The sequence below is a fragment of the Planomonospora parontospora genome, assembly GCA_014647935.1.
Lineage (GTDB): Bacteria > Actinomycetota > Actinomycetes > Streptosporangiales > Streptosporangiaceae > Planomonospora > Planomonospora parontospora.
Genome location: BMQD01000038.1, coordinates 1 through 25,104, shown reverse-complemented (window position 1 = coordinate 25,104; position 25,104 = coordinate 1). Strand labels below are relative to the sequence as shown.

The 25,104-nt window shown below is 73.1% G+C and carries 22 protein-coding genes and 1 pseudogene; 12 read left to right on the top strand and 11 right to left on the bottom strand.

What is annotated here, in order from left to right; translation table 11 throughout:
* Positions 1-37 precede the first annotated feature (37 nt).
* Positions 38-712 carry a DUF6766 family protein gene (locus tag IEZ07_RS32540; RefSeq protein WP_191898301.1) on the top strand — a complete coding sequence of 225 codons (675 nt, stop codon included), beginning with the start codon at positions 38-40 and terminating at the stop codon, positions 710-712.
* A gap of 129 nt (positions 713-841) precedes the next feature.
* Positions 842-3,418 carry an ATP-binding protein gene (locus IEZ07_RS32535; protein ID WP_239321175.1) on the top strand — a complete coding sequence of 859 codons (2,577 nt, stop codon included), beginning with the start codon at positions 842-844 and terminating at the stop codon, positions 3,416-3,418.
* A gap of 15 nt (positions 3,419-3,433) precedes the next feature.
* On the opposite strand, the gene IEZ07_RS32530 is transcribed toward IEZ07_RS32535, so the two are convergent.
* Both IEZ07_RS32530 and IEZ07_RS32525 read right to left on the bottom strand, forming a co-directional pair.
* On the bottom strand, positions 3,434-4,873 hold the full coding sequence (locus tag IEZ07_RS32530) for a DUF2254 family protein (RefSeq protein ID WP_191898299.1): 1,440 nt from the start codon (positions 4,871-4,873) through the stop codon (positions 3,434-3,436).
* A 56-nt stretch (positions 4,874-4,929) separates the two neighbouring features.
* Complete coding sequence (locus IEZ07_RS32525; RefSeq protein ID WP_191898298.1) at positions 4,930-5,472, bottom strand: cysteine hydrolase family protein; 543 nt, start codon at positions 5,470-5,472, stop codon at positions 4,930-4,932.
* A gap of 100 nt (positions 5,473-5,572) precedes the next feature.
* On the opposite strand from IEZ07_RS32525, the gene IEZ07_RS32520 reads away from it, so the two are divergent.
* A complete protein-coding gene (locus IEZ07_RS32520; RefSeq protein WP_068893901.1) occupies positions 5,573-5,989 on the top strand; it encodes a CBS domain-containing protein in 417 nt (138 codons plus the stop codon).
* 281 nt (positions 5,990-6,270) lie between these two features.
* Positions 6,271-7,818 carry a cache domain-containing protein gene (locus IEZ07_RS32515; protein WP_191898297.1) on the top strand — a complete coding sequence of 516 codons (1,548 nt, stop codon included), beginning with the start codon at positions 6,271-6,273 and terminating at the stop codon, positions 7,816-7,818.
* 166 nt (positions 7,819-7,984) lie between these two features.
* On the opposite strand, the gene IEZ07_RS32510 is transcribed toward IEZ07_RS32515, so the two are convergent.
* Together IEZ07_RS32510 and IEZ07_RS32505 are read right to left on the bottom strand one after the other, a co-directional pair.
* On the bottom strand, positions 7,985-9,646 hold the full coding sequence (locus IEZ07_RS32510) for a catalase (protein WP_191898296.1): 1,662 nt from the start codon (positions 9,644-9,646) through the stop codon (positions 7,985-7,987).
* A gap of 183 nt (positions 9,647-9,829) precedes the next feature.
* Positions 9,830-10,222 (bottom strand): ChaB family protein, encoded by a 393-nt coding sequence (locus IEZ07_RS32505; RefSeq protein WP_068893904.1) that lies wholly within the window; start codon positions 10,220-10,222, stop codon positions 9,830-9,832.
* A gap of 180 nt (positions 10,223-10,402) precedes the next feature.
* Between IEZ07_RS32505 and IEZ07_RS32500 the strand changes: the two genes are divergently transcribed.
* Entirely contained in the window at positions 10,403-10,675 is a 273-nt protein-coding gene (locus tag IEZ07_RS32500) for a hypothetical protein (protein WP_191898295.1), read from the top strand.
* 21 nt (positions 10,676-10,696) lie between these two features.
* Here the strand turns inward: IEZ07_RS32500 and IEZ07_RS32495 are convergent, their stop codons facing one another.
* Complete coding sequence (locus IEZ07_RS32495) at positions 10,697-13,003, bottom strand: ATP-binding protein (protein ID WP_204054740.1); 2,307 nt, start codon at positions 13,001-13,003, stop codon at positions 10,697-10,699.
* 161 nt (positions 13,004-13,164) lie between these two features.
* The gene (locus IEZ07_RS32490; RefSeq protein ID WP_191898294.1) at positions 13,165-14,334 is read right to left on the bottom strand and encodes an ROK family transcriptional regulator; all 1,170 of its coding nucleotides are present in this window, start codon (positions 14,332-14,334) and stop codon (positions 13,165-13,167) included.
* 143 nt (positions 14,335-14,477) lie between these two features.
* Here IEZ07_RS32490 and zwf point away from each other — a divergent pair, with 143 nt between their 5' ends.
* The 4 genes from zwf (at position 14,478) to eda (ending at position 19,622) form a co-directional block, all read left to right on the top strand.
* A complete protein-coding gene (gene zwf / locus IEZ07_RS32485) occupies positions 14,478-15,962 on the top strand; it encodes a glucose-6-phosphate dehydrogenase (protein ID WP_068893906.1) in 1,485 nt (494 codons plus the stop codon).
* A gap of 74 nt (positions 15,963-16,036) precedes the next feature.
* Entirely contained in the window at positions 16,037-18,043 is a 2,007-nt protein-coding gene (gene edd / locus IEZ07_RS32480; RefSeq protein WP_239321180.1) for a phosphogluconate dehydratase, read from the top strand.
* The gene (gene glk / locus IEZ07_RS32475) at positions 18,040-19,005 is read left to right on the top strand and encodes a glucokinase (RefSeq protein ID WP_191898293.1); all 966 of its coding nucleotides are present in this window, start codon (positions 18,040-18,042) and stop codon (positions 19,003-19,005) included. The genes edd and glk overlap by 4 nt, the downstream gene beginning before the upstream one ends.
* Entirely contained in the window at positions 19,002-19,622 is a 621-nt protein-coding gene (gene eda, locus IEZ07_RS32470; RefSeq protein WP_191898292.1) for a bifunctional 4-hydroxy-2-oxoglutarate aldolase/2-dehydro-3-deoxy-phosphogluconate aldolase, read from the top strand. Before glk ends, eda begins: the two co-directional genes overlap by 4 nt.
* Before the next feature lie 65 nt (positions 19,623-19,687).
* On the opposite strand, the gene IEZ07_RS32465 is transcribed toward eda, so the two are convergent.
* The 4 genes from IEZ07_RS32465 to IEZ07_RS32450 form a co-directional block, all read right to left on the bottom strand.
* Positions 19,688-20,020 carry a TraR/DksA family transcriptional regulator gene (locus IEZ07_RS32465; protein WP_068893909.1) on the bottom strand — a complete coding sequence of 111 codons (333 nt, stop codon included), beginning with the start codon at positions 20,018-20,020 and terminating at the stop codon, positions 19,688-19,690.
* A 1-nt stretch (position 20,021) separates the two neighbouring features.
* Positions 20,022-20,381, bottom strand: coding sequence for a TraR/DksA family transcriptional regulator (locus IEZ07_RS32460; protein WP_191898291.1), 360 nt, complete (start codon positions 20,379-20,381; stop codon positions 20,022-20,024).
* A 179-nt stretch (positions 20,382-20,560) separates the two neighbouring features.
* The gene (locus IEZ07_RS32455) at positions 20,561-20,881 is read right to left on the bottom strand and encodes a hypothetical protein (RefSeq protein ID WP_068893911.1); all 321 of its coding nucleotides are present in this window, start codon (positions 20,879-20,881) and stop codon (positions 20,561-20,563) included.
* Positions 20,882-21,079: 198 nt separating this feature from the next.
* The gene (locus IEZ07_RS32450) at positions 21,080-21,997 is read right to left on the bottom strand and encodes a Sco1979 family transcriptional regulator (RefSeq protein WP_307729045.1); all 918 of its coding nucleotides are present in this window, start codon (positions 21,995-21,997) and stop codon (positions 21,080-21,082) included.
* Positions 21,998-22,174: 177 nt separating this feature from the next.
* Here IEZ07_RS32450 and IEZ07_RS32445 point away from each other — a divergent pair, with 177 nt between their 5' ends.
* From IEZ07_RS32445 to IEZ07_RS32435, 3 genes are all read left to right on the top strand, one after another.
* Entirely contained in the window at positions 22,175-22,990 is an 816-nt protein-coding gene (locus IEZ07_RS32445) for an SAM-dependent methyltransferase (RefSeq protein WP_191898290.1), read from the top strand.
* A 160-nt stretch (positions 22,991-23,150) separates the two neighbouring features.
* On the top strand, positions 23,151-23,750 hold the full coding sequence (locus IEZ07_RS32440; protein ID WP_191898289.1) for an ATP-binding cassette domain-containing protein: 600 nt from the start codon (positions 23,151-23,153) through the stop codon (positions 23,748-23,750).
* Positions 23,751-23,913: 163 nt separating this feature from the next.
* Positions 23,914-24,873 (top strand): DUF2382 domain-containing protein, encoded by a 960-nt coding sequence (locus tag IEZ07_RS32435; protein WP_191898288.1) that lies wholly within the window; start codon positions 23,914-23,916, stop codon positions 24,871-24,873.
* On the opposite strand, the pseudogene IEZ07_RS32430 reads toward IEZ07_RS32435, so the two are convergent.
* Positions 24,870-25,104 (bottom strand): annotated as a pseudogene (locus IEZ07_RS32430) (cytochrome P450); the annotation flags it as partial. The gene IEZ07_RS32435 and the pseudogene IEZ07_RS32430 overlap by 4 nt on opposite strands.

Genomic DNA, 25,104 nt, shown 5'->3' with positions numbered 1-25,104 from the left:
TTCGCCATCGGCCTGCTGCACCGGTAGGAGGAGGACCGTGAGACGTTTCGTCAGGGACAACGCCCTCAGCCTGTTCTTCCTGGGCCTGTTCGCGCTGGCGCTGGCCGGGCAGTCGGTGGCGGGGACCGCGGCGTACAACGACCGGCAGCTCGCCGAGGGCGGGGCTCCGGTCTCCTGGGCCGGGTACGTCACCTCCTCGGACTTCGCCGTCGACGTGGCGGAGAACTGGCAGTCGGAGTACCTGCAGTTCCTGCTGTTCATCCTGGCCACCGTCTGGTGGGTGCAGCGCGGCTCGCCGGAGTCGAAGAAGCCCGGCAAGGAGGGCCCGGAGAGCGACGCCGACCAGCAGGTCGGCCCGCACGCCCGGCCGGACGGCCCGGCCTGGGCCAGGGCGACGGACCTGCGGCAGACCCTGTACGGCAACTCCCTCGGCCTGGTGATGGGGCTGGTCTTCCTGCTGTCGTGGCTGGCGCAGTCGGTGGCGGGGCTGGCGGCCTGGAACTCCGAACGGCTCTCCCGGTTGCAGGACCCGCTGAGCTGGTGGGGGTACGTCACCTCGGCCGACTTCTGGAACCGGACCCTGCAGAACTGGCAGTCGGAGTTCCTGGCGGTGCTCTCGATGGTCGTGCTCTCGGTGTACCTGCGCCAGCGGGGGTCGCCGGAGTCCAAGCCGGTCGGCGCGCCGCACCGTGCGACCGACGTCGAGGGCTGAGCCGGGACGGTCGAGAAGTGAGCCATAACACCAGAGAAAGGTATTTTTAATAAGATAAAGGATATAAGGGTCTTAATCACCTAGAGCCGGGTAGGGAGCGATGCTCGGGGAGGTGGGAGTGTGAAGACCATGGACCGCGTCGGTGACGCGCGACGGCTGGAGGCCCTGCAGGCCACCGGTCTGCTGGACGCCCCCCGGTCGCCGTTGCTGGACCGGGTGACCCGGATGGCCGCCCGCCTGCTGGACGTGCCCATCGCCCGGGTCTCGCTGATCACCGAGGACCGGCAGGTGGTCGTCAGCACCGAGGGGACCAGCCCGTCCCTGTCCGAGCGGCAGAGCCCTCTGTCCCAGTCCGTCTGCCGCCACCTGGTCCTCGGCGACACCCCGCTGGCGGTGGCCGACACCCGCGGCGACGAACGGTGGCGCGACATCGTCGCCGTGGCCCGGGGCGAGCTGGCCGCCTACGCCGGCGTCCCGGTGCACGAGCCCGGCGGCCGGCCCCTGGGCACGCTCTGCGTGATCGACCACCGCCCCCGCCCGTGGAGCCCGGAGGATCTGGAGACACTGGAGGAGCTGGCCGCGACGGCGGAGGCGGTGATCGCCTCGCAGTCGAGCTTCCAGGAGGTCCGGCGGGAGCTGGAGGAGGAGCGGACGTTCCTGTCCGCACTGCTGGACAGCCTGGACGTCGGGGTGGCGGCCTGCGACACCGACGGCCGGCTGGTCCGCTTCAACGAGCCGATGCGCGAGTTCGTCCAGGCGCCGGAGCAGCCGGTGGACATGATCGCCTGGCCGCGGGTCTACCACCTGTTCGGTCCCGACGGCAGGACCCTGCTCGCCCCCGAGGAGGCGCCGGTGGTCCGGGCGCTGGTCAGCGGGCGCTTCGACGGCCAGGAGGTGGTGGTCCGCGCCCCGGGCAGGCCCCCGCGCCGGTTCACGGTCAACGGGCGGCCGATCGAGACCGCCGACGGACGCCGGCTGGGGGCGATGTGCACCGGCCGGGAGATCACCGACCACCACCGCATCCAGGTGCTCCGCGACGCCCAGTACGCCGTGATCAAGGCGCTCGCCGAAGCCGGCTCCGTCGAGCAGGCCGCCTGCGGCGTGCTCGGCGCGATCGCCGGCGCGTTCGGCTGGAGCTGCGGCGAGTACTGGCAGGTCGATCCCGGCGGGGAGCGCATCTCCCGCACCGGCTCCTGGGTCGAGCCCGGCCACGACCTCTCGGAGTTCACCGGTCCGGAACTGATGACCGTCCGGCCCGGGGAAGGACTGCCCGGCCGGGTGTGGGCCTCCGGCCGCCGGTCGTGGACACCCGATCTGCGTGACGAGCCGGGCGGCTTCCTGCGCACCCCGCACGCGCTGCACGCGGGCCTGCGCACCGCCGTGGGGCTGCCGGTGCGCAGCGGCGAGCGCGTGCTGGCCGTACTGGCCTTCTTCTCCGAGACCGTCGAGGAGCCCGACGACGACCTGCTCTATCTGCTCGACGGCGTCTGCGCGCACATCGGCCGCTTCATGGAGCGCCGCCGCGCCGAGGACCTCGCCCTGGCCCTGACCGCCAGCCGGCGCCGCTTCGACGAGGTCGTCGCCCAGCTGGACGACCTGGTGTGGACCGTCGAGATCGACGACGGAGGCCACGCCCGCCGGACGTACCAGAGCCAGAGCACCGCCGGGATCCTCGGCGGCCACGTCCCCCTCGGCATCGACGCCGCCGCCTTCACCGAGAGCCTCGTCCACCCCGACGACCTGGAGGCCTTCTGCGGGCTGCACGAGGCGGTCGCCTCCGGCAGGCCCGCGCAGGCCGAGTACCGGGTCGTCGGCCTGGACGGCGTCACCCGCTGGATCTGGACCCGCGCCGCCCCCCGCCGCGAGGGCGGCCGGCTGCTGGCCGACGGCATCTGCACCGACGTCACCGAACGCCACCGGATCGCCGAGGAGCGTGAACGCCTCCTGGAAAGGGAGCAGGAGCAGGTGCGCCGGCTGCGTGACCTGGACCGGATGAAGGACGAGCTCGTCGCCCTGGTCAGCCATGAGATCCGCTCCCCCGTCTCCGTCATCCGCAGCTACGCCGAGATGCTCGCCGACCTGCCCGACCTGACCGACGAGCCCCGCATGTTCGCCGACGTCATCGACCGCAAGACCGCCCACCTGCAGCACCTGGTCGACGACCTGCTCGACCTGGCCCGCCTGGACGCCGGCCACATCACCGTCGACCCCCGGCCCGTCTCGCTGACCCGGCTGGTCCGCCAGGCCGTCGACGAGCACCGGGCCGCCGCCGCGGCCAAGCACCTGACCCTCACCACCGACCTGGCCCTGCACCTGCCCGCCCGCGCCGACCCGGTACGGCTCCGCCAGGTGCTCGACAACCTGCTGTCCAACGCGGTCAAGTACACCCCCGAGCACGGGACCGTCACCGTCACCGCCGGCTGCGACGGCGGCCACGGGGACGAGGGGTGCACCAGCGGGACGGTCGCGGTGACGGTGGCCGACACCGGCATCGGGATACCCGCCGAGGAGTACCCCCGCCTGTTCGACCGGTTCTTCCGCGCCTCCACCGCCCGGCGGGCCGGCATCAAGGGCACCGGCCTGGGCCTGGCCGTCACCAAGGCCATCGTCGAGGCGCACGGCGGCACCGTGACCGCCGCCCCCGGCGAGGGCGGCGGCACCGTCTTCACCGTCCGCCTGCCCGCCGCGGGACCGGGGCGGCGGTGACCCCGGCCGGCCCGGTCAGCGGAAGCGGAACGGCCGGGGCCCGGTGATGTCGTTGTCGTCGAGGTGGTCGATGAGGTCGTCCTCCAGCCCGCTCTCCCGGACCAGCCTCGGTCCCATGTCCCGGACCTGGTCGGCCATGTCCTCCCGGCCGATCGTGTCGAACGCGGCGCGCAGCCTGGCCAGGCCCCGGCCCATCTCCACGCTGGCCACGTGGGAGAGGGTCGCCGGGAGCGCCCGCTGCAGGCTCTTGACCGCCAGGTCGCGGTCGCGGTCCGGCAGCTGGGGCAGGATCTCCGCCAGGGTGGACAGTGCCACCGCGCAGGTCTGGTGCTGCCGGGACGAGGTGCTGACCACCACCAGGTCCACCAGGGCCGCCACGATCCGCCGCTGCAGCGCGTCGTCGTAGACCACCGGCAGCGGTCCTCCGTACGCCGCGGCCTCCGGGACGCCGGCCGCGGCGCACCGGGCCGACAGGTCGCGCAGGGCGCCGACGGAGGCCAGCGCCACGTCGGGGTTCTGCCGGGTGGAGGTGGCCGCCCAGGCGATGTTGCCGAGCTGCTCGATGGCGTGGTCGGGGTCGACGTCGGCGTTGCGGACCCGGTCGATCGTCACGCAGTCCAGGACGTCGTCGGCGATCCGGCGGCGGGACTCCTCGTCTCCCCCGCGGATGCGGGCCACGGTGTCCCCGTAGGCGAGCAGGTCCCCGATCCGCACCTGGAAGGCGACCTCCACGGCGTCCCCGGTCGGCGCGAGCAGCTTCTCCAGGCGGGCGGTGCTGATGTCCACCACGTACCCGGTCGCCCGGGTGGTCACCGGGAGGGAGTCGCCGTCCACCACCGGCCTCGTGCGGGAGCGGGCGAGCAGGGGGAGCTGGCGCAGGCGCGCGCTGAAGGCCAGGTCCTGGATCGAGCGGACCACGGAGGTCGGCCGCATCTGGTCGATCATGACGTAGGCCATGAACACCAGCAGGACGAGCGCCCCGGCGGCCAGCACGATGGCCAGCAGCGCGCCCACCCCGGCCCAGCGGGGGCGGGAGACGGCCATGACCAGGTAGGTGTAGGTGGCGCAGCCCGCGACGTAACCGAAGTACGCCTGGTTGGCGCGGCGCCGCAGGAACTGGTCGAACACCACCGGCGCGACGGTCGTGGCGGTGTGCGAGATCGCCACCAGCAGCGCCGAGATGGTGAGCGTGGTCACCGTGACCAGCCCGGTCGCGATCACCCGCAGCATCCCGACCAGGTTCTCGTGCGGGAACAGCCGCAGGAAGAGGTTCCGGACGTCCGGGGACCAGCCCGGCGACGACACGTCCACCAGCACGGAGCCCAGCGCCAGGGCGACCGCCCCGAGCACCATGAGCAGGGGGGTGAGCAGGAACTCGGTGACGGACAGCCGCAGCCGGACCCGGAGGTCCTGCCGTGCGGGCACATAGCGCTGTAATCGCGATATCTCAGACACCGCGCCCGGCTACCCGCGATCCCCGGCCGGGAAACGGCGTGCGCGATCTCCGCCGGTCAGCCGGTCAGGCAGCGGTCGGAGCCGACGATCTCCGCCCCCATGTTGCGCTCCATCATCCGCAGGGCCGCGTCCCCCAGATCGGGGTGGATGTGCGCCACGCAGTCACGCGGCACCCTGATGGAGAAGTGCCGCACGTAGGCGTCGAGCGCGCTGTACAGGACGCACTGCTCGGTCACCTGCCCCGCCAGGATCACCGTCTCGACGCCCCGCTGGTTCAGCAGGTACTCCAGCGAGGTGCCGTAGAAACCGCTGTGGCGCACCTTGGCCAGGAAGGGGCTGTCGTCCGGCGGCAGCACCGGCTCGACCAGGTCGGGGCGCCTGCCCTTCAGCGCGAGGGCCGCGATGTCGTCCCGCGTCGCGGTGAAGTCGCCGTGGTTGTCGTTGACGAAGACCAGCTCGACGTCCTCGCTGCCGCGCGCCCGGCCGACGAGGTCCGCCAGCGGTTCCACGATCCGCTCGACGCTCTCCGCCAGGAGGTCGGCGTCCTGGTGGTCGTACGGGTTCAGCATGTCCATGACGATCAGCGCCGCAGTGCTCATCCATCCCTTCTATCCCCGTGCTCACCCTTCATGCCGGACCGGTTTCATCCGGCCCGCGGCGGGAAGCCGCAGGATTCCGAAACCGTCGAAAGGAGCGAGGATGACGACCGCACGGGAGATCATGACTCCGAACGCGGAATGTGTGAACGCGGACGAGACGGTCATCGACGCCGCCGGGAAGATGGCGCGCCTGGGCGTGGGGTCGCTGCCGATCTGCGGCACCGACGACCGGCTGAAGGGCGTGCTCACCGACCGGGACATCGTGGTGAAGGTGCTCGCCCGGGGCAAGGACCCCAAGTCCTGCCTGGCCGGTGAGCTGGCCCAGGGCGAGGCCGTCACCATCGGCGCCGACGACGACGCCGCCGAGATCCTCCGGACGATGGCCTCGCACCAGGTGCGCAGGCTCCCGGTGATCGACGGACACAAGCTCGTCGGCATCGTCGCGCTGGCGGACGTCGCCCGGGCGCTCCCCGACCGCCCGGTCGGCGACCTGCTCGACGCGCTGAGCACCGACTGACGGGTCCCGTCCGGCCGCCGGGGCCGCTCCCGACGCCGGGGGCGGCCCCGGCGGCCTTTCCGGCGGACCGGCCCGCCGCCGGAGGGCTGTCCGTCACCGGGAGGCTGTCCGTCACCAGGAGGCGGCCCGTCACCGGGAGGCGGCCGGTCACGGCGGGCAGCCCGCCACCGGGATGTTCCCGTCGCGGGGATGTTCCCGTCGCGGGGATGTAACCCAAATCACTCAGCTCGCGGGACCTCCGGCCGATCAGGAGCGCACAGCAGCCCTGAGAGGTCACCGCCATGCCGAATCTGCGCAACATCCCCATCCTGGCCAAACTGGCCGTGCTCGCGACGGTCGCCGTCATCGGCGTGCTCTCCGTGGGCGCCATCCGCTTCGCCGACGTCGAGCCCACCGAACTGGCCGCCCGCAAGGCGAAGGTGCAGAGCCTGGTGGAGACCGCCCACTCGGTCATCGCCGGTTACCACCGGCAGGCGGAGGAGGGCGCCATGACCGACGAGCAGGCGCGGGCCGCCGCGCTGACCGCGGTCAAGGCGATGCGCTACGGCGAGGGCGACTACTTCTGGATCAACGACATGCGCCCGTTCATGGTCATGCACCCGACCAAGCCCGAACTGGACGGCAAGGACCTGTCCGCCAACGCCGACCCGAACGGCAAGCTGCTGTTCGTCGAGTTCGTCAAGACGGTGCGCGCCTCCGGCGCGGGCTTCGTCGAGTACGAGTGGCCCAAGCCCGACGAGGACGAGCCGGTCACCAAGCTGTCGTACGTGGCCGGTTTCGAGCCGTGGGAGTGGGTGGTCGGCACCGGCATCTACGTCGGCGACATGCAGGAGATCATCCGCGACAAGCAGCAGGCCACGATCCTGCAGACCGGCATGGTCGTGCTCGCCGTCCTGGGCGTCCTCGCCGTCGTGGGGCTCAGCATCTCCCGGCCCGTGCGGGCGCTGACCGCCGCCACCCGCAAGCTCGCCGACGGCGACCACGAGGTGGCGCTGCCACCGGTGTCGCGCGACGAGATCGGCCGGATGGCCGGCGCGCTGGGCGTGCTGCGCGACAACCTCTCCGGCAAGCAGGCCCTGGAGCACGAGCACGAGGAGCTGCGCGCCAGGGCGGAGGAGGAGCGCCGCCGCTCGGTGGAGACGCTGGCCGCGCAGCTGGAGGGCACCGTCTCGGCGGTGGTCGCCCGCCTCGACGAGGCCGTACTGGCCATGCGCGACGGCGCGGAGGAACTGGGCTCCGCCACCGGCGGACTGGTCGAGACCGTCCGGGAGATCTCGCACCTGGCCGAGCAGTCGACGACGACGGCCGCGCAGGCGGCCACCGAGACGACCAGTGCCAGCGGTACGGTCAACGGTCTCACCACCGCGGCCGAGACCATCGGGGGCGTGGTCGAGGTGATCCGCAGGGTCGCGGCGCAGACCAACCTGCTGGCGCTCAACGCCACCATCGAGGCGGCCCGGGCCGGCGACGTCGGCAAGGGCTTCGCCGTGGTGGCCAACGAGGTCAAGGAACTGGCGCAGCAGAGCTCGCAGGCCACCGACGAGATCGCGCGGGAGGTGGAGGCGATCCAGAACACCTCGCAGGGCGCGGCGGAGGTCATCGACCGGATGGCCGGGGTCGTGCGCAGCCTGGGCACCAGCACCGAGGAGGTCGCCGCGGCGATCGCCGGTGACGGCGGCGGCGTGCGGGGGGTGAGCGTGCGGCGCTCGGCCGAGGCGACCGGGCAGGTGGCCGCGCGGATCGCCGGGCTCTCCCAGGACCTGTCGGCCGAGGCCGCCCGCATGCAGGCCGACTTCGCCGAGCTCCTCACCCGGATGCGGGAGGGCTGAGGCCGGGTCGGCCCGCCTCCCCCGCCTCCCGGTACACCTGACCACCCCGCGCCCTCCGACCGCCCGGGACCACCGGGGACCGCCCCGCCCCCGGCGGAGCCGGGGGTCCGGCGCGGCGCGGACGCCCACCGCGGGTGGGCGTCCGCGCCGCGGGCGGGCGTCCGCCTCAGCCGCGGGTGACGACCGCCCGCTGGTTCGGGACGCAGTGGGTCATCTGCAGGCCGTCCACGTCACGCGGCCCGTTCTTGCCCAGCCTGGACAGCCGATCGAGGTCCTCTTCGGTGAGGTCCTGGCCGGCCAGCGGCTCCAGGTGCGAGACGTCGTCCGGGCCGATGCCCAGTCCCTCGCCGACGCGCAGGCCCAGGTCGTCCTCCACCAGCAGGAAGTGCCAGACCATGCGCTCCTGGATGGGGCGGTCGCACTGCGACAGCAGCGTGACGAAGTTGTGCACGAGGTCGTCGCGCTCCCATTGCTCCATCAGCAGGTAGCGCTGGCCCGCCTGCTTGTAGTCGTTGGTCCGCGGGATGCGCTTGCGGGTCAGGCGCCCGGTGATCATGGGCCCCTGCTCGTCGTGCGTGGGGAACCGCCCCTCGCGCAGGCCCCCGTTGATGGACGGCTCGTAGTTGACGTGCGGGTTCTCCCCGGCGCCGTCCACGTGGTAGGTCATCAGGCCGTCGCGCTGGTTGGTGCGCACGTCGGCGTTCTTGGCCTGGTTGACCGGGAGCTGCAGGTAGTTCGGGCCCACCCGGTAGCGCTGGGTGTCGCTGTAGGAGAACGTCCGGCCGACCAGCATCTTGTCGTCGGAGAAGTCCAGCCCGTCGACGAGGACGCCGGTGCCGAACGAGATCTGCTCGTTCTCCGCGAAGTTGTTCTGCACGTTCCGGTCGAGGACCATCCGGCCGACGGGCCGCGCCGGGAACCGGTCCTCCGGCCAGACCTTGGTGTCGTCCAGCGGGTCGAAGTCCAGCTCGGCGTGCTCCTCGTCGGTCATGATCTGCACCAGGAGCTCCCACTCCGGGAAGTCGCCCCGGTCGATGGCCTCGTGCAGGTCCTTGGTGGCGTGCCCCAGCTCGGTCGCCTGCACGGCCGACGCGTCCTCGACGGTCATGCTCCGTACGCCCTGCTTGGGCATCCAGTGGTATTTGACCAGATGCGTCTCTCCGTGCTGGTTGACCCATTTGTAGGTGTTCACGCCGAAGCCCTGCATGTGCCGGTAGTCCGCCGGGATGCCGCGCGGGCTGAAGAGGTTGACCAGCATGTGCATGCACTCGGGCGTCTGCGACATGAAGTCGAAGATCCGGTTGGGCTCCTGGCGGAACGTCACCGGGTCCGGCTTGAGAGCGTGGATGACGTCGGGGAACTTGATGGCGTCCCGGATGAAGAAGACGGCCAGGTTGTTGCCGACGAGGTCCCAGTTGCCGTCCTCGGTGTAGAACTTCACCGCGAAGCCGCGCGGGTCGCGGGCCGCCTCCGAGGAGTCCCGGCCGCCGATCACGGTGGAGAACCGCACGGCCACGTCGGTGCGCTTGCCCGCCTGCTGGAAGAGCTTCGCCCGGGTGTAGCGGCTGATCGGCTCGTCCCCGAGGTAACCGGTGGCCTCGAAGAAGCCGTAGGCGGTGACCCCGCGGGCGTGCACCACCCGCTCGGGGATGCGCTCCCGGTCGAAGTGGCTGATCTTCTCCAGGAACTGGTAGTTCTCCAGCGTGGCCGGGCCCCGGGCGCCGACCGTGCGCTGGTTCTGGTTGTCGTATACCGGATGGCCCTGCCGGTTGGTCAGCACCGGACGCTCGTCACCCGGCTGCGGTCCCATGCTCGACACGTCCGTCATGATGACGCTTCCCTCCCTGCTGCGTTCGCTTCCGGCGTTTCCTATCCGCTGCCGACCGGCTTATAGCGAAGGCGGGGAGAATCTTCGGAAAAATGCCGCGTTCCAAACACCGGGCGCCGCCGTCCGGCGTCCGGCGCGGGGCCGGCCCCGGACCGGCTGCCGCCGGTCGCGGGGCCGGCCAGGTCAGCGGGCGTCCGCCGTGCGCTTCCTGTTGGCCTTCTTGATGGCCTCCACGAGCTGCCCCTTGGTCATCGCCGACCGTCCCCTGACGTCCAGGCGCCGGGCGATGCCGTACAGGTGCTCCTTGGACGCGGACTCGTCCACCCCCTCGGCGGTCTTCCCCGCCCGGGGGGTGCTCTTGCGCGCCTGCGCGTCGGAGGGCCCCTTCTCCTGCTTCGGCTCCCAGTGGTCGCCGACCTTCTCGAAGGAGTGCTTCAGCGCGGAGAACGCCGTGCGGTGCGCCCGCTCGCCCTCCCCGTAGGTCTCCACCGCCGAGTCGTGCGCCTTGATCCAGGTCTCCTGCGCCTTCTTGGGAGAGCGCCGCAGGGTCGACGGCAGTTCCTCGCGTGCCGGCATCGCGCGATCACCTCTTTCCGCTCGTCCGTGTCCTCGTGCCCGTCGCCCCTTCCCGCCCCGCACCGGAACATTCGCCGGGGCCTCCCACCGCCGCGCGGCCGTACGGCCTTGCCCGCGAGGCGGCGCATGGGAGGGATCGCCGTGGGTACGGGAGCGGTCTGATACGGAGGAGGGTGCGATATGACTCACGAACCGCAGCGTCCGGAGCAGACGTCCAGGACCGGCAAGACGATGGTCCCGGCGACGCCCCGCGACGTGGTCCACATCCGGCTGGGCTCGTTCGCCATGATCGCCGCCATCGCCATCGGTGTGCTCAGCTTCGCCGCGGGCCTCGTCTGGATAACCGCGGTGATGGCCGTGCTCGCCGTGGTGGCGGCCGTGGACATGGGGATGGCCGTCCGCCGGCAGAACCGGAACCGCGAGCAGCGCGGGGGGATGACCGAGGCGGGCTGACCCCGCCCGGAACGGTACCGCTCAGGACGGTCCTCCGGGCCGGTCCCCGGCACCGGGTCCGTCCTCGGCACCGGGTCTGTGCTCGACGGCGGGTTCGTCCTCGGCGGCGGGCAGGGTGAAACGGAACCGGGCGCCGCCGCCCGGGTTGTCCTCGGCGGTGATCGCGCCGCCGTGCCGCTCCACGATCCGCTCGCAGATGGCCAGGCCCAGGCCGGTCCCGGTGTAGCCGCCGACCGCGCGGTGGAATCCGGCGAAGATGGCCTGGTGCTGGCCCGGCGGGATGCCGATGCCCCGGTCGGCCACCTCGATCCGCACCCGCCCCGGCGGGGCCGGCAGGGATCGGACCTCCACCTCTGCGCCCTGCCCGGGCCGGACGTACTTGACCGCGTTGCCGACCAGGTTGTCGACCAGCTGCCGGACCAGCGGCGGATCGGCGTGCACGGCGGGCAGCGGGCCGACGCCGATCCGGGGCGCGGGCCGGCCGGGTTCGGCTGCGGCCGCGGTCAGGTGCTCGGCGGCGATCTCCCGCACCAGCGAGTCCAGGTCGACCTCCCTCGGCTGGAGCGTGGCGTCCCGGGCCGTGGCGTACGCCAGCAGGTCGTCGATCAGGCCGGCCATCCGGGCGATGCCCGCCAGCGCCTGGTCCAGGTGGCGCACGCACTCGCCGGCCACGGCCCGCACCTCCGGCTCCCGCGACACCCCGGCGCCGGCCGCCCCGGAGGACTCGGGGGGAAGTTCGCCGACCAGCTCGTCCAGCTCGTCGCGGACCAGCTCGACGAACCCGCGCATCGCGGTCAGCGGGCGGCGCAGGTCGTGGGCGACGACTCCCGCGAACGCGGCCAGCTCGGCCTCGTGCTCGCGCAACGCGGTGATGTCGCGGAATACCGTCACCGCGCCGGAGCGCCCGCCCGACGGGTCCAGCGGCTGCGCCGAGACGGAGAGGACGATCCCTTCGGGATGGGCCCGGTTGCGGATCATCATCGGCACCTGCTCCACGCGCCGCCCGGCCAGTGCCTGCGTCATCGGCATTTCCTCGGTGGGGAACGGCGCGCTGCCGTCCGGCAGGAGGATGCCGTAGTGGTCCTGCCAGCTCTCCGGCCCTCCCGCGGCGGGCGGGACCCCGAGGATCTCCCCGGCCGCGGGGTTGTTCATCAGGAAGCGGCCCTGCCCGTCGACCACGCCGACGCCGTCGCTGGCGCTGTCGAGCACCGCGGCCAGCAGCCCGGCCTGGCGGCGGGCGTCGGCCTCGGCGGCGCGCAGTCCGGCGGTGGCCGCCACGACCTGGGCCCGGGCCCGGGCCCGGCCGCCGCCCAGCGCGGACACCAGCGCGGCCAGCAGCAGGCTCAGCGCGGTCCCCGCGGCCGTGGCGGTGAGCGGCAGGGGGCTGTGCGCGCCGGGCAGCAGCGCGGAGGCGGCGGCGATCTCCAGTTGCCAGTGGCGCTGGGCGACCTGCACCGAGGTGGTGCGGTGCAGGTCCCGGGGGACCTCGCGCGGGGCCCTGCCGCGCAGCTCGGCGATCGGCACCAGGGAGCCGTCCCCGTGCCGGGCGAGCAGCCGCACGTCGCTCAGCCCCTGCGCGGCGCGCCGCAGGGACGCGCCGATGAAGTCCTGGCCGCGCACCCCCATCAGCACCCAGCCGACGAACGGCCTCCGGTCGCCCTCGACCGGCCCGTAGACCGGCGCGGTCAGCACGATCGAGAGCTGCCTGCGCTCCGGCGGCAGGTAGCGGTCGCGGATCAGCCGATAGGTGTCGGACACCGTGACCTGGCCGCTGCGGCGCGCCTCGGCCAGGGCGCGGGCGGACTCGGGGGCCTGGCTGGCGTCGATGCCGGTCGCCGTCCGGGTGGACCCGTCCAGCGACCGGCTGAGGACGGAGAAGACGTGCTCGTGCGCGCGCCCCTCGGCGTTCAGGACGAGGTCCGGGACGCCGCGGCGGCGCCAGAACTCCTGCACACGCGGGATCTGCTCGGCGGTGGCCGGCACCATGAGGGCGATCGAGGTCGCCCCGGCCAGCCGCATGCCCTCCAGCACCCGCGTCGTCTGGTCGAACTCGGGCTTCGTCAGCCGCGCGTGGGACCCCAGCGCGGCGGCCAGGAGGCGGAGCGTGTCGGCGTACCGGCCGCTCTCGGTCGCCACCGCGTCGGTGACCAGGGCCGTGCGCCGGTCCAGCTGCTGCTCGGCGCCGCGCTGCTGGGCCTCCCGCAGCGCGGCGCCGACCCAGACCGACAGGGCCGTGCCGGTCACGGCGACGAGCAGCGCGATGAGGACCACCACCGGCATCCCCGTCCGGGAGGCCCGGCGGAACCGCTCCCCGAATCCGCTCCGCACGACGTCCACTATCAATGCACCCTGCCCCGGATCCGGGCACCCCACGCCATCGCGCGGGTACGGTGCGTGCCGGGACGCCGTGCCCCCGCGGGTCAGGGCGGGGAGCCTCCGCGGGTCAGGGCGGGGAGCCTCCGCGGGTCAGGGCGGGGAGCCTCCGCGGGTCAGGGCGGGGAGTCGACCGCCTCCGGGGAGAGGACGTGGTCGAGGACCATGTGGGCGCAACCGACGATGCCCGCGCCGGGGCCGAGGCGGCTGCGCTCGATGCGGAGGTTGCGGGTGGACAGCGCGGTCGAGCGGCGGTAGACGACCTCGCGCACCCCCGACACCAGCGGCTGGAAGGTCTCGGCGACGTCGCCGCCGAGGACGACCACGGCAGGGTTGAGGATGTTGACCGCGCTGGCGACGACCTCGCCCAGCATCCGGGCGGCGTCCCGGATCACCGTCATCGTCTCGGCGTCCCCGCCCCGGACCAGGGCGACCACGTCGGCGAGGGTCTTGACCTCGTATCCCCGGGAGCGCAGCCTGCGCAGGATCGCGGTGGCGCTGGCGACCGAGTCCAGGCAGTCGGTGTTGCCGCAGCGGCAGAGCACTCCCCCGCCGTCGCGGACCGGGATGTGGCCGATCTCCCCGGCCGCGCCCAGCGCGCCGCGCAGGATCTCGCCGCCCGCGATGACGCCCGAGCCGATCCGGGTGGAGACCTTGATGAACAGCAGGTCGTCGGCCTGGCCGGCGTAGACCGCGCGGTGCTCTCCGATGGCGATGACGTTGACGTCGTTGTCCAGGAAGACCGGCACGGGGAAGCGCTCGGCGATGATCGGCGGAATGGCCACACCGGTCCAGCTCGCCATGATGCGGGCGCTCTCGGTACGGCGCGCGGCGAACTCCACGGTCGCCGGGACGCCCAGGCCGACGGCCCGGATCAGGCTCGCGGGGCGGTCGCCGAGAAGTTCCTCCCAGGTCCGCATGACCAGGGGCAGCACGACGTCGGGCCCTTCCTCCACGTCGACGGCGAGGTCGGCGCGGGCCAGCTCTCCTGCGGCGAGGTCGCAGACGGCGATCTGCGCGCGGCTGGCGCCCAGCGAGGCGACCAGGACCACGCCGCCGGCGGCGTTGAAGGCCAGGCGGGTGGGCGGGCGCCCGCCGGTGGAGGGGCCCTCGTTGTCCTCCACGATCAGACGCCGGTCCAGCAGCTCGGTGACGCGCAGGGAGACCGCGGGCCGGGACAGGCCGGTGACACGTCCGATGTCCGCACGGGTGACGGCTTCACCGGTGCGGATGAGGCGGAGCACCTCGCCGCTCGTGGCGAGCGCGGCTGCGGGACGTCGAGGCATCGGCCAAGTGAACCACACCCCTTTTGGAAATGAAAGGTTCGGACTTTCTCATCTCAGATGACAAAACTCCGCTTGTGTAAAGCACAAGACCCGGCTAGTGTCCGATCTATCCTCAAACCGGAAGATCACCACGGAGCTCCCTCATGTCCGAGACCCCCAAGACCGCCGACCTGATCGTCTTCGGCGGCACAGGCGACCTCTCCATGCGGAAGCTGCTCCCCGCGCTCTACCACTGCGACCGCGACGGGCTGCTCGCCCCCGGGACCCGGATCATCGCGATGTCCCGGGGCGGGCTCGACGACGCCGACTTCCGCGGCAAGGTCGACGCCGAGGTCCGCTCCTCGGTACCGGTGGACGACGCCGGGGACCGCGGCGTCTGGCAGCGGTTCCTCGACCGCCTGCACCACGTCACCATCGACATCTCCGGCGAGGACCCCACCGGCTGGCAGCGCCTCGGCGCCCTGCTCGCCGGCCACGAGGAGCGGGACCGGGTCTTCTACCTGGCCAGCCCGCCCATGACGTTCGGCCCGTTCTGCCGCGAGGCGAACCGCGCCGGCCTGGTCACCCCCGCCTCTCGGGTGGTGCTGGAGAAGCCCCTCGGCCGCGACCTCGCCAGCGCCCGGCACATCAACGACGAGGTCGGCGAGATCTTCCACGAGCGGCAGATCTTCCGCATCGACCACTACCTGGGCAAGGAGACCGTCCAGAACCTGCTCGTGCTCCGCTTCGCCAACGCGTTCCTGGAGCCGATCTGGAACTCCCTCTGGATCGACCACGTCCAGATCACCGTCGCCGAGACCGTCGGCACGCCGGGCCGCCGGGGCTACTACGACCACGCCGGCGCCCTGCGCGACATGGTCCAGAACCACCTGCTGCAGCTCCTGTGCCTGGTCGCCATGGAGCCGCCGGCGCGCAACGACCGCGAGTCCATCCGGGACGAGAAGGTCAAGGTCCTGGAGTCGCTGCGGCCGATCACCGGCAGCGAGGTCGACCGCTTCACCGTCCGCGGCCAGTACACCGCCGGTGAGTCCGGCGGCGTGCAGGTCCCCGGCTACCTCGACGAGCCCGACGGCACCCCGCCCACCGAGGCCTCCCACCGGGTGGAGACCTTCGCGGCCATCCGCGCCGAGGTGAAGAACTGGCGCTGGGCCGGAGTGCCGTTCTACCTGCGCACCGGCAAGCGCATGCCGTACCGGTGCTCGGAGATCGTGATCCAGTTCAAGGACGTGCCGCACTCGATCTTCCCGGGCAGCGCGCCCAACCGGCTGGTCCTCCGGCTCCAGCCGAGCGAGGGCATCCGGCTGCACATCATGGCCAAGGAGCCGGGCGCGGGCGAGGTGGCGCTCAAGCCGGTCCCGCTGAGCCTGAGCTTCGCCGAGACCTTCTCCGGCCGCGTGCCCGACGCCTACGAGCGGCTGCTCATGGACGTCCTGGCCGGCAACCCCACCCTGTTCATGCGGCGCGACGAGGTGGAGGCCGCCTGGCGGTGGATCGACCCGATCCTGCGCGAGTGGGAGTCGCAGAGCATGCTGCCCGAGCCGTACCCGGCGGGCACCTCCGGCCCGGCCGGAGCGCACGAGCTCGTCGACCGCAGCGGCCGCGCCTGGCACGAGGAGGACCCCGCGTGAACGACGGCTCCGCCCCGACCGACCCGACCGACCCGACCGAGCGAACCGACACCCACACCGATGGAGGAGGCCGGATGAACCGCGTCGTCCAAGAGGTCACCGACCGCCTGATCGAGCGCAGCCGCGCCAGCCGCGGCGCCTACCTGGCGCGTCTGGAGGCCGAGGCCGAGGCCGCCCGCGGGCGGGGCCCCGCCCGCTCCAGCCTGGGCTGCGCCAACCTCGCCCACGGCTTCGCCGCCGCCGGGATCGACAAGCCGGCCCTGCGCGCGAGCGTCAGGCCCGGCGTGGCGATCGTGTCGAGCTACAACGACATGCTCTCGGCGCACCAGCCGTACGAGACCTACCCGGCGGTCCTCAAGGACGCCGTCCGTACGGCGGGCGGCGTCGCCCAGTTCGCCGGCGGGGTCCCCGCGATGTGCGACGGCATCACGCAGGGCCGTCCCGGCATGGAGCTCTCGCTCTACAGCCGCGAGGTCATCGCGATGGCCACCGCGATCGCGCTCTCCCACGACATGTTCGACTCCACGCTCATGCTGGGCGTCTGCGACAAGATCGTGCCCGGCCTGCTGATCGGCGCGCTGCACTTCGGCCACCTGCCCGCGGTGTTCGTGCCCGCCGGGCCGATGACCTCCGGCCTGCCCAACAAGGTCAAGGCCCGCACCCGGCAGCTGTTCGCCGAGGGCAAGGTCGGCAAGGACGAGCTGCTGGACGCCGAGTCGCAGTCCTACCACTCCCCCGGCACCTGCACGTTCTACGGCACCGCCAACTCCAACCAGGTCATGATCGAGGTCATGGGCCTGCACCTGCCGGGCGCGACGTTCGTCAACCCGCGCACGGAGCTGCGCGAGGCCCTGACGAAGGCGGCGGGCCGGCGGGCGGTGGAGATCACCGCGCACGGCGACGAGTACACCCCGGTCGGGAAGGTCGTCGACGAGAAGGCGATCGTCAACGCCTGCGTGGCGCTGCTGGCCACCGGCGGCTCGACCAACCACACCATGCACATCGTCGCCATCGCGGCGGCGGCCGGGATCGAGCTGCTCTGGGACGACCTGGCCGCGCTGTCGAAGGCCGTGCCGCTGCTGACCCGGATGTACCCCAACGGCCAGGCGGACGTGAACCACTTCCAGGCCGCGGGCGGCATGCAGGTGCTCATCGGCGACCTGCTCGACGCCGGGCTGCTCCACCGCGACGTGCTGACCGTCGCCGGGCACGGACTCGACCACTACCGCTCCGCGGCCGAGCTGAAGGACGGCGAGCTGGTCTGGACCGAGCGCACCGAGGGCAGCGGCGACCTGGACGTGCTGCGGCCGGTGAGCGACCCCTTCTCGCCCGACGGCGGCACCCTCATGCTCGACGGCAACCTGGGCCGCGCGGTCATCAAGGTCTCGGCCGTCAAGCCCGAGCACCTGGTGGTCGAGGCCCCGGCGAAGGTCTTCGACGACCAGCTGGAGCTGCTGCGCGCCTTCGAGGCGGGCGAACTGGACGGGCAGGACTTCGTGGCGGTCATCCGCTACCAGGGCCCGAGCGCGAACGGCATGCCCGAGCTGCACAAGCTCACCCCGCCGCTGTCGGTCCTGCTGGACCGCGGCCAGCGGGTGGCGATCGTCACCGACGGCCGCATGTCGGGCGCGTCGGGCAAGGTCCCGGCCGCCATCCACCTGTCGCCCGAGGCCGCCCACGGCGGTCCGATCGCGCTGGTCCAGGAGGGCGACCCGATCCGCCTCGACTCCACGGCGGGCACCCTGGAACTGCTGGTGCCGGCCGAGGAGCTGGCCGCCCGCACCCCGCAGGGCGCCCCGCTGACCGACGCCCAGTGGGTCGGCACCGGCCGCGAGCTGTTCGCCGCCTTCCGCGCCGCGGCGGGCCCCGCCGAGCGCGGCGCGGGCATCTTCGCCCTCAACGGCCGCGCCGAGAGCGCCGCCCGTTCCGGCGGGGGCGCCTCGGACGCCGGATCGGCCCCGGCCACCGTGAACGCCGCGGACGCCGGGAACGCCGGGAACGCCGGGAACGCCGGGAACACCGACACCGGGGGCGCCGAGGACGCCGGGAAGGCCGTCCCGTCCGACGGAGGGGACGCATGAGCCACCCCTGGCTCGTCGCCGACATCGGCGGCACCAACGCCCGGTTCGGGCTGGTCACCGAGCCCGGTGGCCGGCCGGAGTCGGTGGCCGTGCTGGCCGGCCGGGACCACGACGGGCTCCCCGAAGCCGTAGCCGCCTATCTCGCAGACCATGCGGGCGGAGTTCGGCCGGGAGCGGCCTGTCTGGCGATCGCGGGGCCGGTGGACGGCGACCGCTACCGGCTGACCAACGCCGGGTGGTCGGGTTCGGTGCGAGATCTGGGGATCCCGCACGTCGAGCTGCTCAACGACTTCGAGGCGCTGGCCGCGTCGCTGCCGCACCTGGCCGGCGACGACCTGGTCTCCTTCGGCGGCCCCGAGCCGTCGCGCGGGGTCAAGGCGGTGCTCGGCCCGGGGACGGGCCTCGGCGTCGCGGGTCTGGTGCCCGCGGCGGAGGGGTGGATCCCCCTGCCCGGTGAGGGCGGGCACGTGACCGTGCCGGTCCTGGACGAGCGGGACCGCGAGATCGTCCGGGCGCTGCACTCCGAGGGGGCCCGCCACGTGGTGGCCGAGCACCTGCTGTCGGGACCGGGCCTGACCCGGCTGCACCGCGCCCTGGCGCTGGTGCGCGGTGTGGACGCGCCGCGCCTGGCCCCCGCCGACATCGTGGACCGGCTCGACGACTCCCTCTGCGCGGAGACGGTCGACGTCTTCTGCGGCCTGCTCGGCACCTTCGCCGGGAACGTCGCGCTGACGCTGGGCGCCCGCGGCGGCGTCTATCTCGGCGGCGGCGTGCTGCCCCGTATCGTGGACCGGGTCCTGGCCAGCGACTTCCGCCGCAGGTTCGAGGCCACCCCGACCCTTGACGACTACCTGTCCGCCATCGCCACCACGCTGATCGTGGCTCCGCAGCCCGCCCTCACCGGCGCGGCGGCCTGGCTGGCCCAGCGCCTGGCGAACACGTCCAACCTGGAGTACGCATGAGTCTGCTCGACATCGCCCCGGTCGTCCCGGTCGTCGTGATCGACGACCTGGAGACCGCGGTGCCCCTGGCCCGCGCCCTGGTGTCGGGCGGCCTGCCGGTCATCGAGGTCACCCTCCGCACCCCCGCCGCGCTGGAGGCGATCAGGCGGATCGCCGCCGAGGTGCCCGAGGCCGTGATCGGCGCGGGGACCGTCAGGACCGCGCGTGACGTCGCCGCCTCGGTGGAGGCCGGATCGAAGTTCCTGGTCAGCCCGGGCAGCACGGCCGCGCTGGTGGACGCCATGGAGGGCAGCGGCGTGCCGTTCCTGCCCGGCGTCGCGACCGCGTCGGAGGTGATGACGCTGGCCGAGCGCGGGCTGACCGAGATGAAGTTCTTCCCGGCCGAGGCCGCGGGCGGCCTGCCGTACCTGAAGTCGCTGGGCGGTCCCCTGCCCGACGTGCGCTTCTGCCCGACGGGCGGGATCAAGCTCGCGACGGCTCCCGACTACCTCGCGCTGCCGAACGTCGGCTGCGTGGGCGGGACCTGGCTCACCCCGGCCGACGCCCTCGCCTCGGGCGACTACGCCCGGATCGAGAAGCTCGCCGCCGAGGCCGCCGCGCTCCGCCCGGCCGCCTGACCGGCGGCCGGGGGCCATCTCCGTCTCCGGCGTCACCGCGGCCGCGGTGACGCCGGTTCAGCGGTTCAGCGGGTCTCGTGGCTGCGCTGGCACTGCACGCACAGCCGCGCCAGCGGCCTGGCCTTCAGCCGCTCGTAGGGGATCGCGGAACCGCAGCCGTCGCATCGGCCGTAGGTCAGCCCGGTGATCCCCGCCAGGGCGTCGCGCACCACGGCGGCGTTCCGCTCCGCGGAGACGATGTCGGCGAGCAGCTCCGCCTTCTCCGACACCTCCACCGCGTCGCCGTTCACCGCCGCCTCCAGTTCGGCCAGCCGCTTGTTCCACCGGAACAGCTGCTCCTCCAGTTCCTCCCGGATCGTGCCGAGCTGGACGCTGCTGAGGTGGGTCCCGACGGTCATCTCACTTCCTCCCGTCGTCGCAGGCGGCGCAGCGGCGGGTGTGCGGGACGCTCCGCAACCGCTCCAGCGCGATGAACGTCCCGCATCGGCCGCAGGTGCCGTAGACCCCGAAGTCCAGCCGCTCGATCGCCGCCTCGATCTCGGCGACGGCCGTCCTTGCGCGCTCGGCGCGCCCCCAGGCCAGCGGGACCGGCCCGTCCCCGGCGGGCCGCTCCGGCTCGCGCCCGCCCTCGGTGAGGGCCCTCCACTCCTCCCGCGCGGCGGTGAGCCGCTCGTGCAGGAGCGCGCGCAGTTCCTCCAACTGCGCGGTGTGCCGCTGGTACTCGCCCAGCAGCCTGCTCGCCGATCTGATGTCACCCATGACGACACCGACTCCTTGCATGGTTCGCTGACGGCTCGGGCCGGTCGCGGCCCGTCACCGTGGGATCCGGTCCCGGCCGGCGGCGGACGCGCGGAACCGCGCGGGACGCACAGCCGGGAGACCCCCGTCGAGGCCGCGTGCGGCGGGCTCGGCGGAGGTCCGGGAAAGGACGGAGAACGCTAGGGCAGCGGTGGGCTGCGCGGGGTGACGACCCGGCGGGCGCAGCGCCGGGAACCCGTCACCGGGCCCGCGCCCAGCAGGGTGAGCGGCAGCAGGACGAGGAGCGCGGCGGGTTCTCCCACGGCGGGCAGGGAACGCAGCTGTCCCGGCGTGGGCAGGTGCTCGGCACCGCCCGCCAGCACCCTCGGGGCGGTCGACTGGTGCGTCCCGCCGGTGTGGGGGATCTGCAGGCTGGTCCCGGCGTCGGCGGACCGCCGGCCGGTGGACCAGGAGGAGGGGGCGACCGCGAAGAAGAGGACCACGAAGACGAGGCCCACCACGGCCGCTACGGCAGTGGGCCTGCGTGTGCCCCACCGCGGTTCCCTCATCGCCTCCGACCATAGCCCAACTCCCCGCGGAAAGGGACACTCCACGCAGGCCGCCGGGCTCCGGCGGGCCCGCGGCCGGGTCGCGGCGAGCGCGGCGGGTACGGCCCGCCGCACGGAACCGGCGGGGCCGGGCTCTCGACGGCGGCGGGCTCAGCCGGTCTGGCCGGTCTCCGCGAGGATCCGGTGCAGGATCTCGGCCGTCTCGGACGGCTGCCCGGCTTCCACGCTCAGCCGGTTCATGACGTACCGGTAGCGCGCGGTGTCGGCCTCCTTGTCCAGGTAGACGGCGCCGGAGAGCTGCTCCAGGTAGACCACGTCGGGCAGTTCGCCCTCGGGGAAGCGCAGGACGGTGATCGGCCCGGCGGTCTCGGCGTGGCCGATGGCGCCGAACGGCATGATCTGGATGGTGACGTGGGGCAGCTCGGCGAGCTCGATGAGCCGCTCGATCTGGGCGCGCATCGTCGCGCGTCCCCCGATCAGACGGCGCAGCGCCACCTCGTCGATGACCGCCCAGAACCTGGGCGGATCGGGTCGGTGCAGCAGCCGCTGCCGCCGCATCCGCAGCGCGACCCGGCGTTCGATCCCCTCCGGGGAGGCGTCCCGGGCTGAGGAGGCGATCACCGCGCGGGCGTAGTCCTCGGTCTGCAGCAGGCCGGGGACGAACTGGAGCTGGTAGGTGCGGATGACGCAGGCGGCCTGCTCCAGGTCGAGGTAGGCGTCGAACCAGTGGGGGACCGCGTCGCCGTACTCGTGCCACCAGCCCGGCGCTCCGGCCCGCACCGCCAGCGCGAGCAGGGTCTCGCGCTCGGCCTCCTCGGTGACGCCGTAGAGGGTGAGCAGGTCGGCCACGTCCCGCTGCTTGAACCCGGTGCGGCCCAGCTCCAGCCTGCTGATCTTGGAGTCGGAGGCCCGGATCGCCCTCCCCGCCTCCTCGCGGGTGATCCCGCACGCCGTGCGGAGGCGGCGCAGGTGCGCGCCCACCAGCATCCGCAGGACCGTGGGACCCGCCTGCCCGAGATCGGAGGCGTGGTCCTCGGTGTGGTCGCCTACCGACGGAACTGTACGCAAGCCCGCTCCCTCCACGGCAAAACCGCCCCATCCGGCCGGGTCAAGTTTTCCACGCCTGCACGGCCGCGTCAGCCGTACCGCGCAGGATCGGGACGAGCAGCGCGAGCCGGGCCCCATAAGCAGACAATTCACTATCATCATCATGATCGACGGAGACGCGGACGCCGAGGAGGGCGTGTGGAGGACGAGCGGACCCCCATCGAGCCGAGCGGGCTGAACCCCGGCGTCGCGCACAACGCCCGGGTGTGGAACTACTGGCTGGGCGGCAAGGACCACTACCCCGCCGACCGCGAGGTCGGCGAACGGGTCTTCGGCATGTTCCCCGGCATCGTGCACGTCGCGCGCGCCGACCGGGCGTTCCTGGGCCGGGCGGTCCGCCATCTGGCGGGCGAGGCGGGCATCCGCCAGTTCCTCGACATCGGCACCGGGCTGCCCACCGTCGACAACACCCACGAGGTGGCGCAGCGGGTGGCGCCGGACGCGCGGATCGTCTACGTCGACAACGACCCGATGGTGCTGGTGCACGCCCGGGCCCTGCTCACCAGCACACCCGAGGGCGCCACCGACTACGTCGACGCCGACGCGCGGGACACCGGCGCGATCCTGAAGGCCGCCGCCGGGACGCTGGACTTCGACCGGCCGGTGGCGGTCATGCTGCTGGGGCTCCTCAATTTCATCCTCGACACCGGGGAGGCCCGGGGGATCGTGCGGCGGCTGATGGACGCCGTGCCCTCCGGCAGCCACCTGGTGCTCACCCATCCCACCCTGGAGCTGGGCGGGGAGGCCAACGCCGAGGCCATGCGGTTCTGGAACGAGCACGCCACCCCGCCGATCACCGCCCGCGGCAGCCGGGAGATCGCCGGCTTCCTCGACGGCCTCGAGGTGCTGGAGCCCGGCATCGTGTCGTGCTCGCGCTGGCGTCCCGAGTTCGCCGACCTCGGCGAGGCCCCCTCCGAAGTGGCCCAGTTCGGCGTCGTCGCCCGCAAGCCGTGACCCGTGGGCGGCGCCCCGGCGGCCTCTGCGGGCCTGCGACCCGGCGCCGGACGCCCGGCACCGCACGTCCGCAGAGGTCTCCGGCCGTTTACCCGCACACGGGCGCGCCCAGGCACGCATGATGGGAGGACGTCTCCCGACCCCCTGCGAGGTGCACGCGATGGCCGCCACCCCGGCCTGTCCCCCGTCCGTCCGGGACCTGGCCTATCCGGCGGGTTCCCTGGTGCTGCTCACCGGCCTGCCCGGCGCGGGCAAGAGCACCCTGCTGGACCGGCTGTACGGCCTGCGCGGCGACGAGACGGGGCCCGTGACGGCGGGAGGCGCGCAGGTCATCGACTCGCGCCAGTCCCGCGCCTGGTGGGCGCCCCGCCTCTCGTCGCTGCCTGTGCGCCTGCGCACCCCCGTCGTGCACACCACCCACATGGCCCGCATCGTCCGCGCCCTGCTCGCCGGTCACGCCGTCGTCGCGCACAGCCGGGGCACCTGGCCGCACATCCTGTACGGCCTGGCCTGGATCGCCCGCCTGAACGGCACCGGGCTGCACCTGGTCATGCTCGACGTCGAGCCGAAGACCGCCCGCGAGGGGCAGGTCACCCGGGGGCGGGTGGTGGCCGGACCGCTCTTCGCCCGGCACTGCCGCCGCTGGCGGACGCTGGTCGCGCGGGCCCGGACCGGCGCCCTCCCCCCGGCGGCGAGCGTCACGATCCTGGACCGCCCCGCGGCCGACCTGCTCCGGGCCATCCGCTTCGACGCGCCCTGACCCGGGGCGGCACCGCCCCTCGCCGACCGGCGTCTCCCGGCGCCGGCTCGCCGCCCGACGATCCTCCACCCGATGATCCTCCGGCCGGAGAGGTTTCTCTCCGGCCGACAGTGGTATGGCCCTCCAACGAAAGGAACAAAAGGGACAATCAAGGAGAAAAACCATGATCACCCTGGAGCAGATCAACACGGTGATCGACCAGACCGTCTACGACACCAACGGCGACAAGATCGGTGACGTCAAGCACGTCTACCTCGACGACGCCACCGGCCGCCCCGAGTGGCTCTGCGTGAAGACGGGCCTGTTCGGCACCAAGGAGACCTTCGTCCCGACGCGGGCGGCAGACGTGGTCTCCGACCACATCGAGGTCTCCTACGACAAGGACCGCGTCAAGCACGCTCCCAACGTCGACGTCGACGCCGGCGGCCACCTGTCGGCCGAGGAGGAGCGCGAGCTCTACCGCTACTACGACATCGACTGGGAGCGCTCCTGGCAGGAGGCCAACCGGCCGGGCGAGAGCGGCTGGGCGCACTCCGGCGGTGAGCGCGAACGCGAGCGCCTGGGCCTGGGCCTCACCGAGGACGAGCGCCGCGGCGCGGGCGGGTCCGCGGGCTCGGGCCTGCGCGGGGACGAGACCCTCGGCCGCTCCGGAACCGCGGGCTCGGACCTGCGCGGGGACGAGACCCTCGGCCGCTCCGGAACCGCGGATTCGGACCTCGGCGGCCGGGACGACGCGATGACCCGCTCGGAGGAGCGGCTCGACGTCGGCACCGAGACCCACGAGACCGGCCGGGCGCGGTTGCGCAAGTACGTGGTCACCGAGGAGCAGCAGATGAGCGTGCCGGTGACCCGCGAGGAGGTCCGCCTGGAGCGCGAGCCGATCACCGACGCCAACCTCGACGAGTCGCTGAGCGGCCCGGAGATCAGCGAGGCCGAGCACGAGGTGACCCTGCACGAGGAGCGGCCGACGGTGGAGAAGAAGACCGTCCCGGTCGAGCGGGTCCGCCTGGGCAAGGAGCAGGTCACCGACGAGGAGGCCGTCTCCGAGCAGGTCCGCAAGGAGCGCATCGAGTTCGAGGGCGACCGAGGCGACCGGGGCGAGCCCGGCCGTCCCTCCTACTAGGATCCCGGCCGCTCCGGCACGCCGCCCCCCGTGGTGACGTGCATGGCGACCGGCCGGTAGACCAGGCCGTCGGTCCAGGCCACCGACTCCGGTGCTCCGGCCAGGCGCAGGCCGGGGCACCGGGTGACCAGGGCCCTGACCGCCTCGGTGAGCTCGACCCTGGCGAGGGCGGCGGCCAGGCAGCGGTGCGGGCCGTACCCGAACGCCACATGCGGGTGGGGAGGATGTCCG

Excerpts from the sequence above, each read along its gene's own strand:
- IEZ07_RS32535 (WP_239321175.1), top strand. The coding sequence starts at position 842 with ATGGACCGCGTCGGTGACGCGCGACGGCTGGAGGCCCTGCAGGCCACC.
- IEZ07_RS32525 (WP_191898298.1), bottom strand. The coding sequence starts at position 5,472 with ATGAGCACTGCGGCGCTGATCGTCATGGACATGCTGAACCCGTACGAC.
- IEZ07_RS32520 (WP_068893901.1), top strand. The coding sequence starts at position 5,573 with ATGACGACCGCACGGGAGATCATGACTCCGAACGCGGAATGTGTGAAC.
- IEZ07_RS32515 (WP_191898297.1), top strand. The coding sequence starts at position 6,271 with ATGCCGAATCTGCGCAACATCCCCATCCTGGCCAAACTGGCCGTGCTC.
- IEZ07_RS32510 (WP_191898296.1), bottom strand. The coding sequence starts at position 9,646 with ATGACGGACGTGTCGAGCATGGGACCGCAGCCGGGTGACGAGCGTCCG.
- IEZ07_RS32505 (WP_068893904.1), bottom strand. The coding sequence starts at position 10,222 with ATGCCGGCACGCGAGGAACTGCCGTCGACCCTGCGGCGCTCTCCCAAG.
- IEZ07_RS32500 (WP_191898295.1), top strand. The coding sequence starts at position 10,403 with ATGACTCACGAACCGCAGCGTCCGGAGCAGACGTCCAGGACCGGCAAG.
- IEZ07_RS32490 (WP_191898294.1), bottom strand. The coding sequence starts at position 14,334 with ATGCCTCGACGTCCCGCAGCCGCGCTCGCCACGAGCGGCGAGGTGCTC.
- zwf (WP_068893906.1), top strand. The coding sequence starts at position 14,478 with ATGTCCGAGACCCCCAAGACCGCCGACCTGATCGTCTTCGGCGGCACA.
- edd (WP_239321180.1), top strand. The coding sequence starts at position 16,037 with ATGAACCGCGTCGTCCAAGAGGTCACCGACCGCCTGATCGAGCGCAGC.
- glk (WP_191898293.1), top strand. The coding sequence starts at position 18,040 with ATGAGCCACCCCTGGCTCGTCGCCGACATCGGCGGCACCAACGCCCGG.
- eda (WP_191898292.1), top strand. The coding sequence starts at position 19,002 with ATGAGTCTGCTCGACATCGCCCCGGTCGTCCCGGTCGTCGTGATCGAC.
- IEZ07_RS32465 (WP_068893909.1), bottom strand. The coding sequence starts at position 20,020 with ATGACCGTCGGGACCCACCTCAGCAGCGTCCAGCTCGGCACGATCCGG.
- IEZ07_RS32460 (WP_191898291.1), bottom strand. The coding sequence starts at position 20,381 with ATGGGTGACATCAGATCGGCGAGCAGGCTGCTGGGCGAGTACCAGCGG.
- IEZ07_RS32440 (WP_191898289.1), top strand. The coding sequence starts at position 23,151 with ATGGCCGCCACCCCGGCCTGTCCCCCGTCCGTCCGGGACCTGGCCTAT.
- IEZ07_RS32435 (WP_191898288.1), top strand. The coding sequence starts at position 23,914 with ATGATCACCCTGGAGCAGATCAACACGGTGATCGACCAGACCGTCTAC.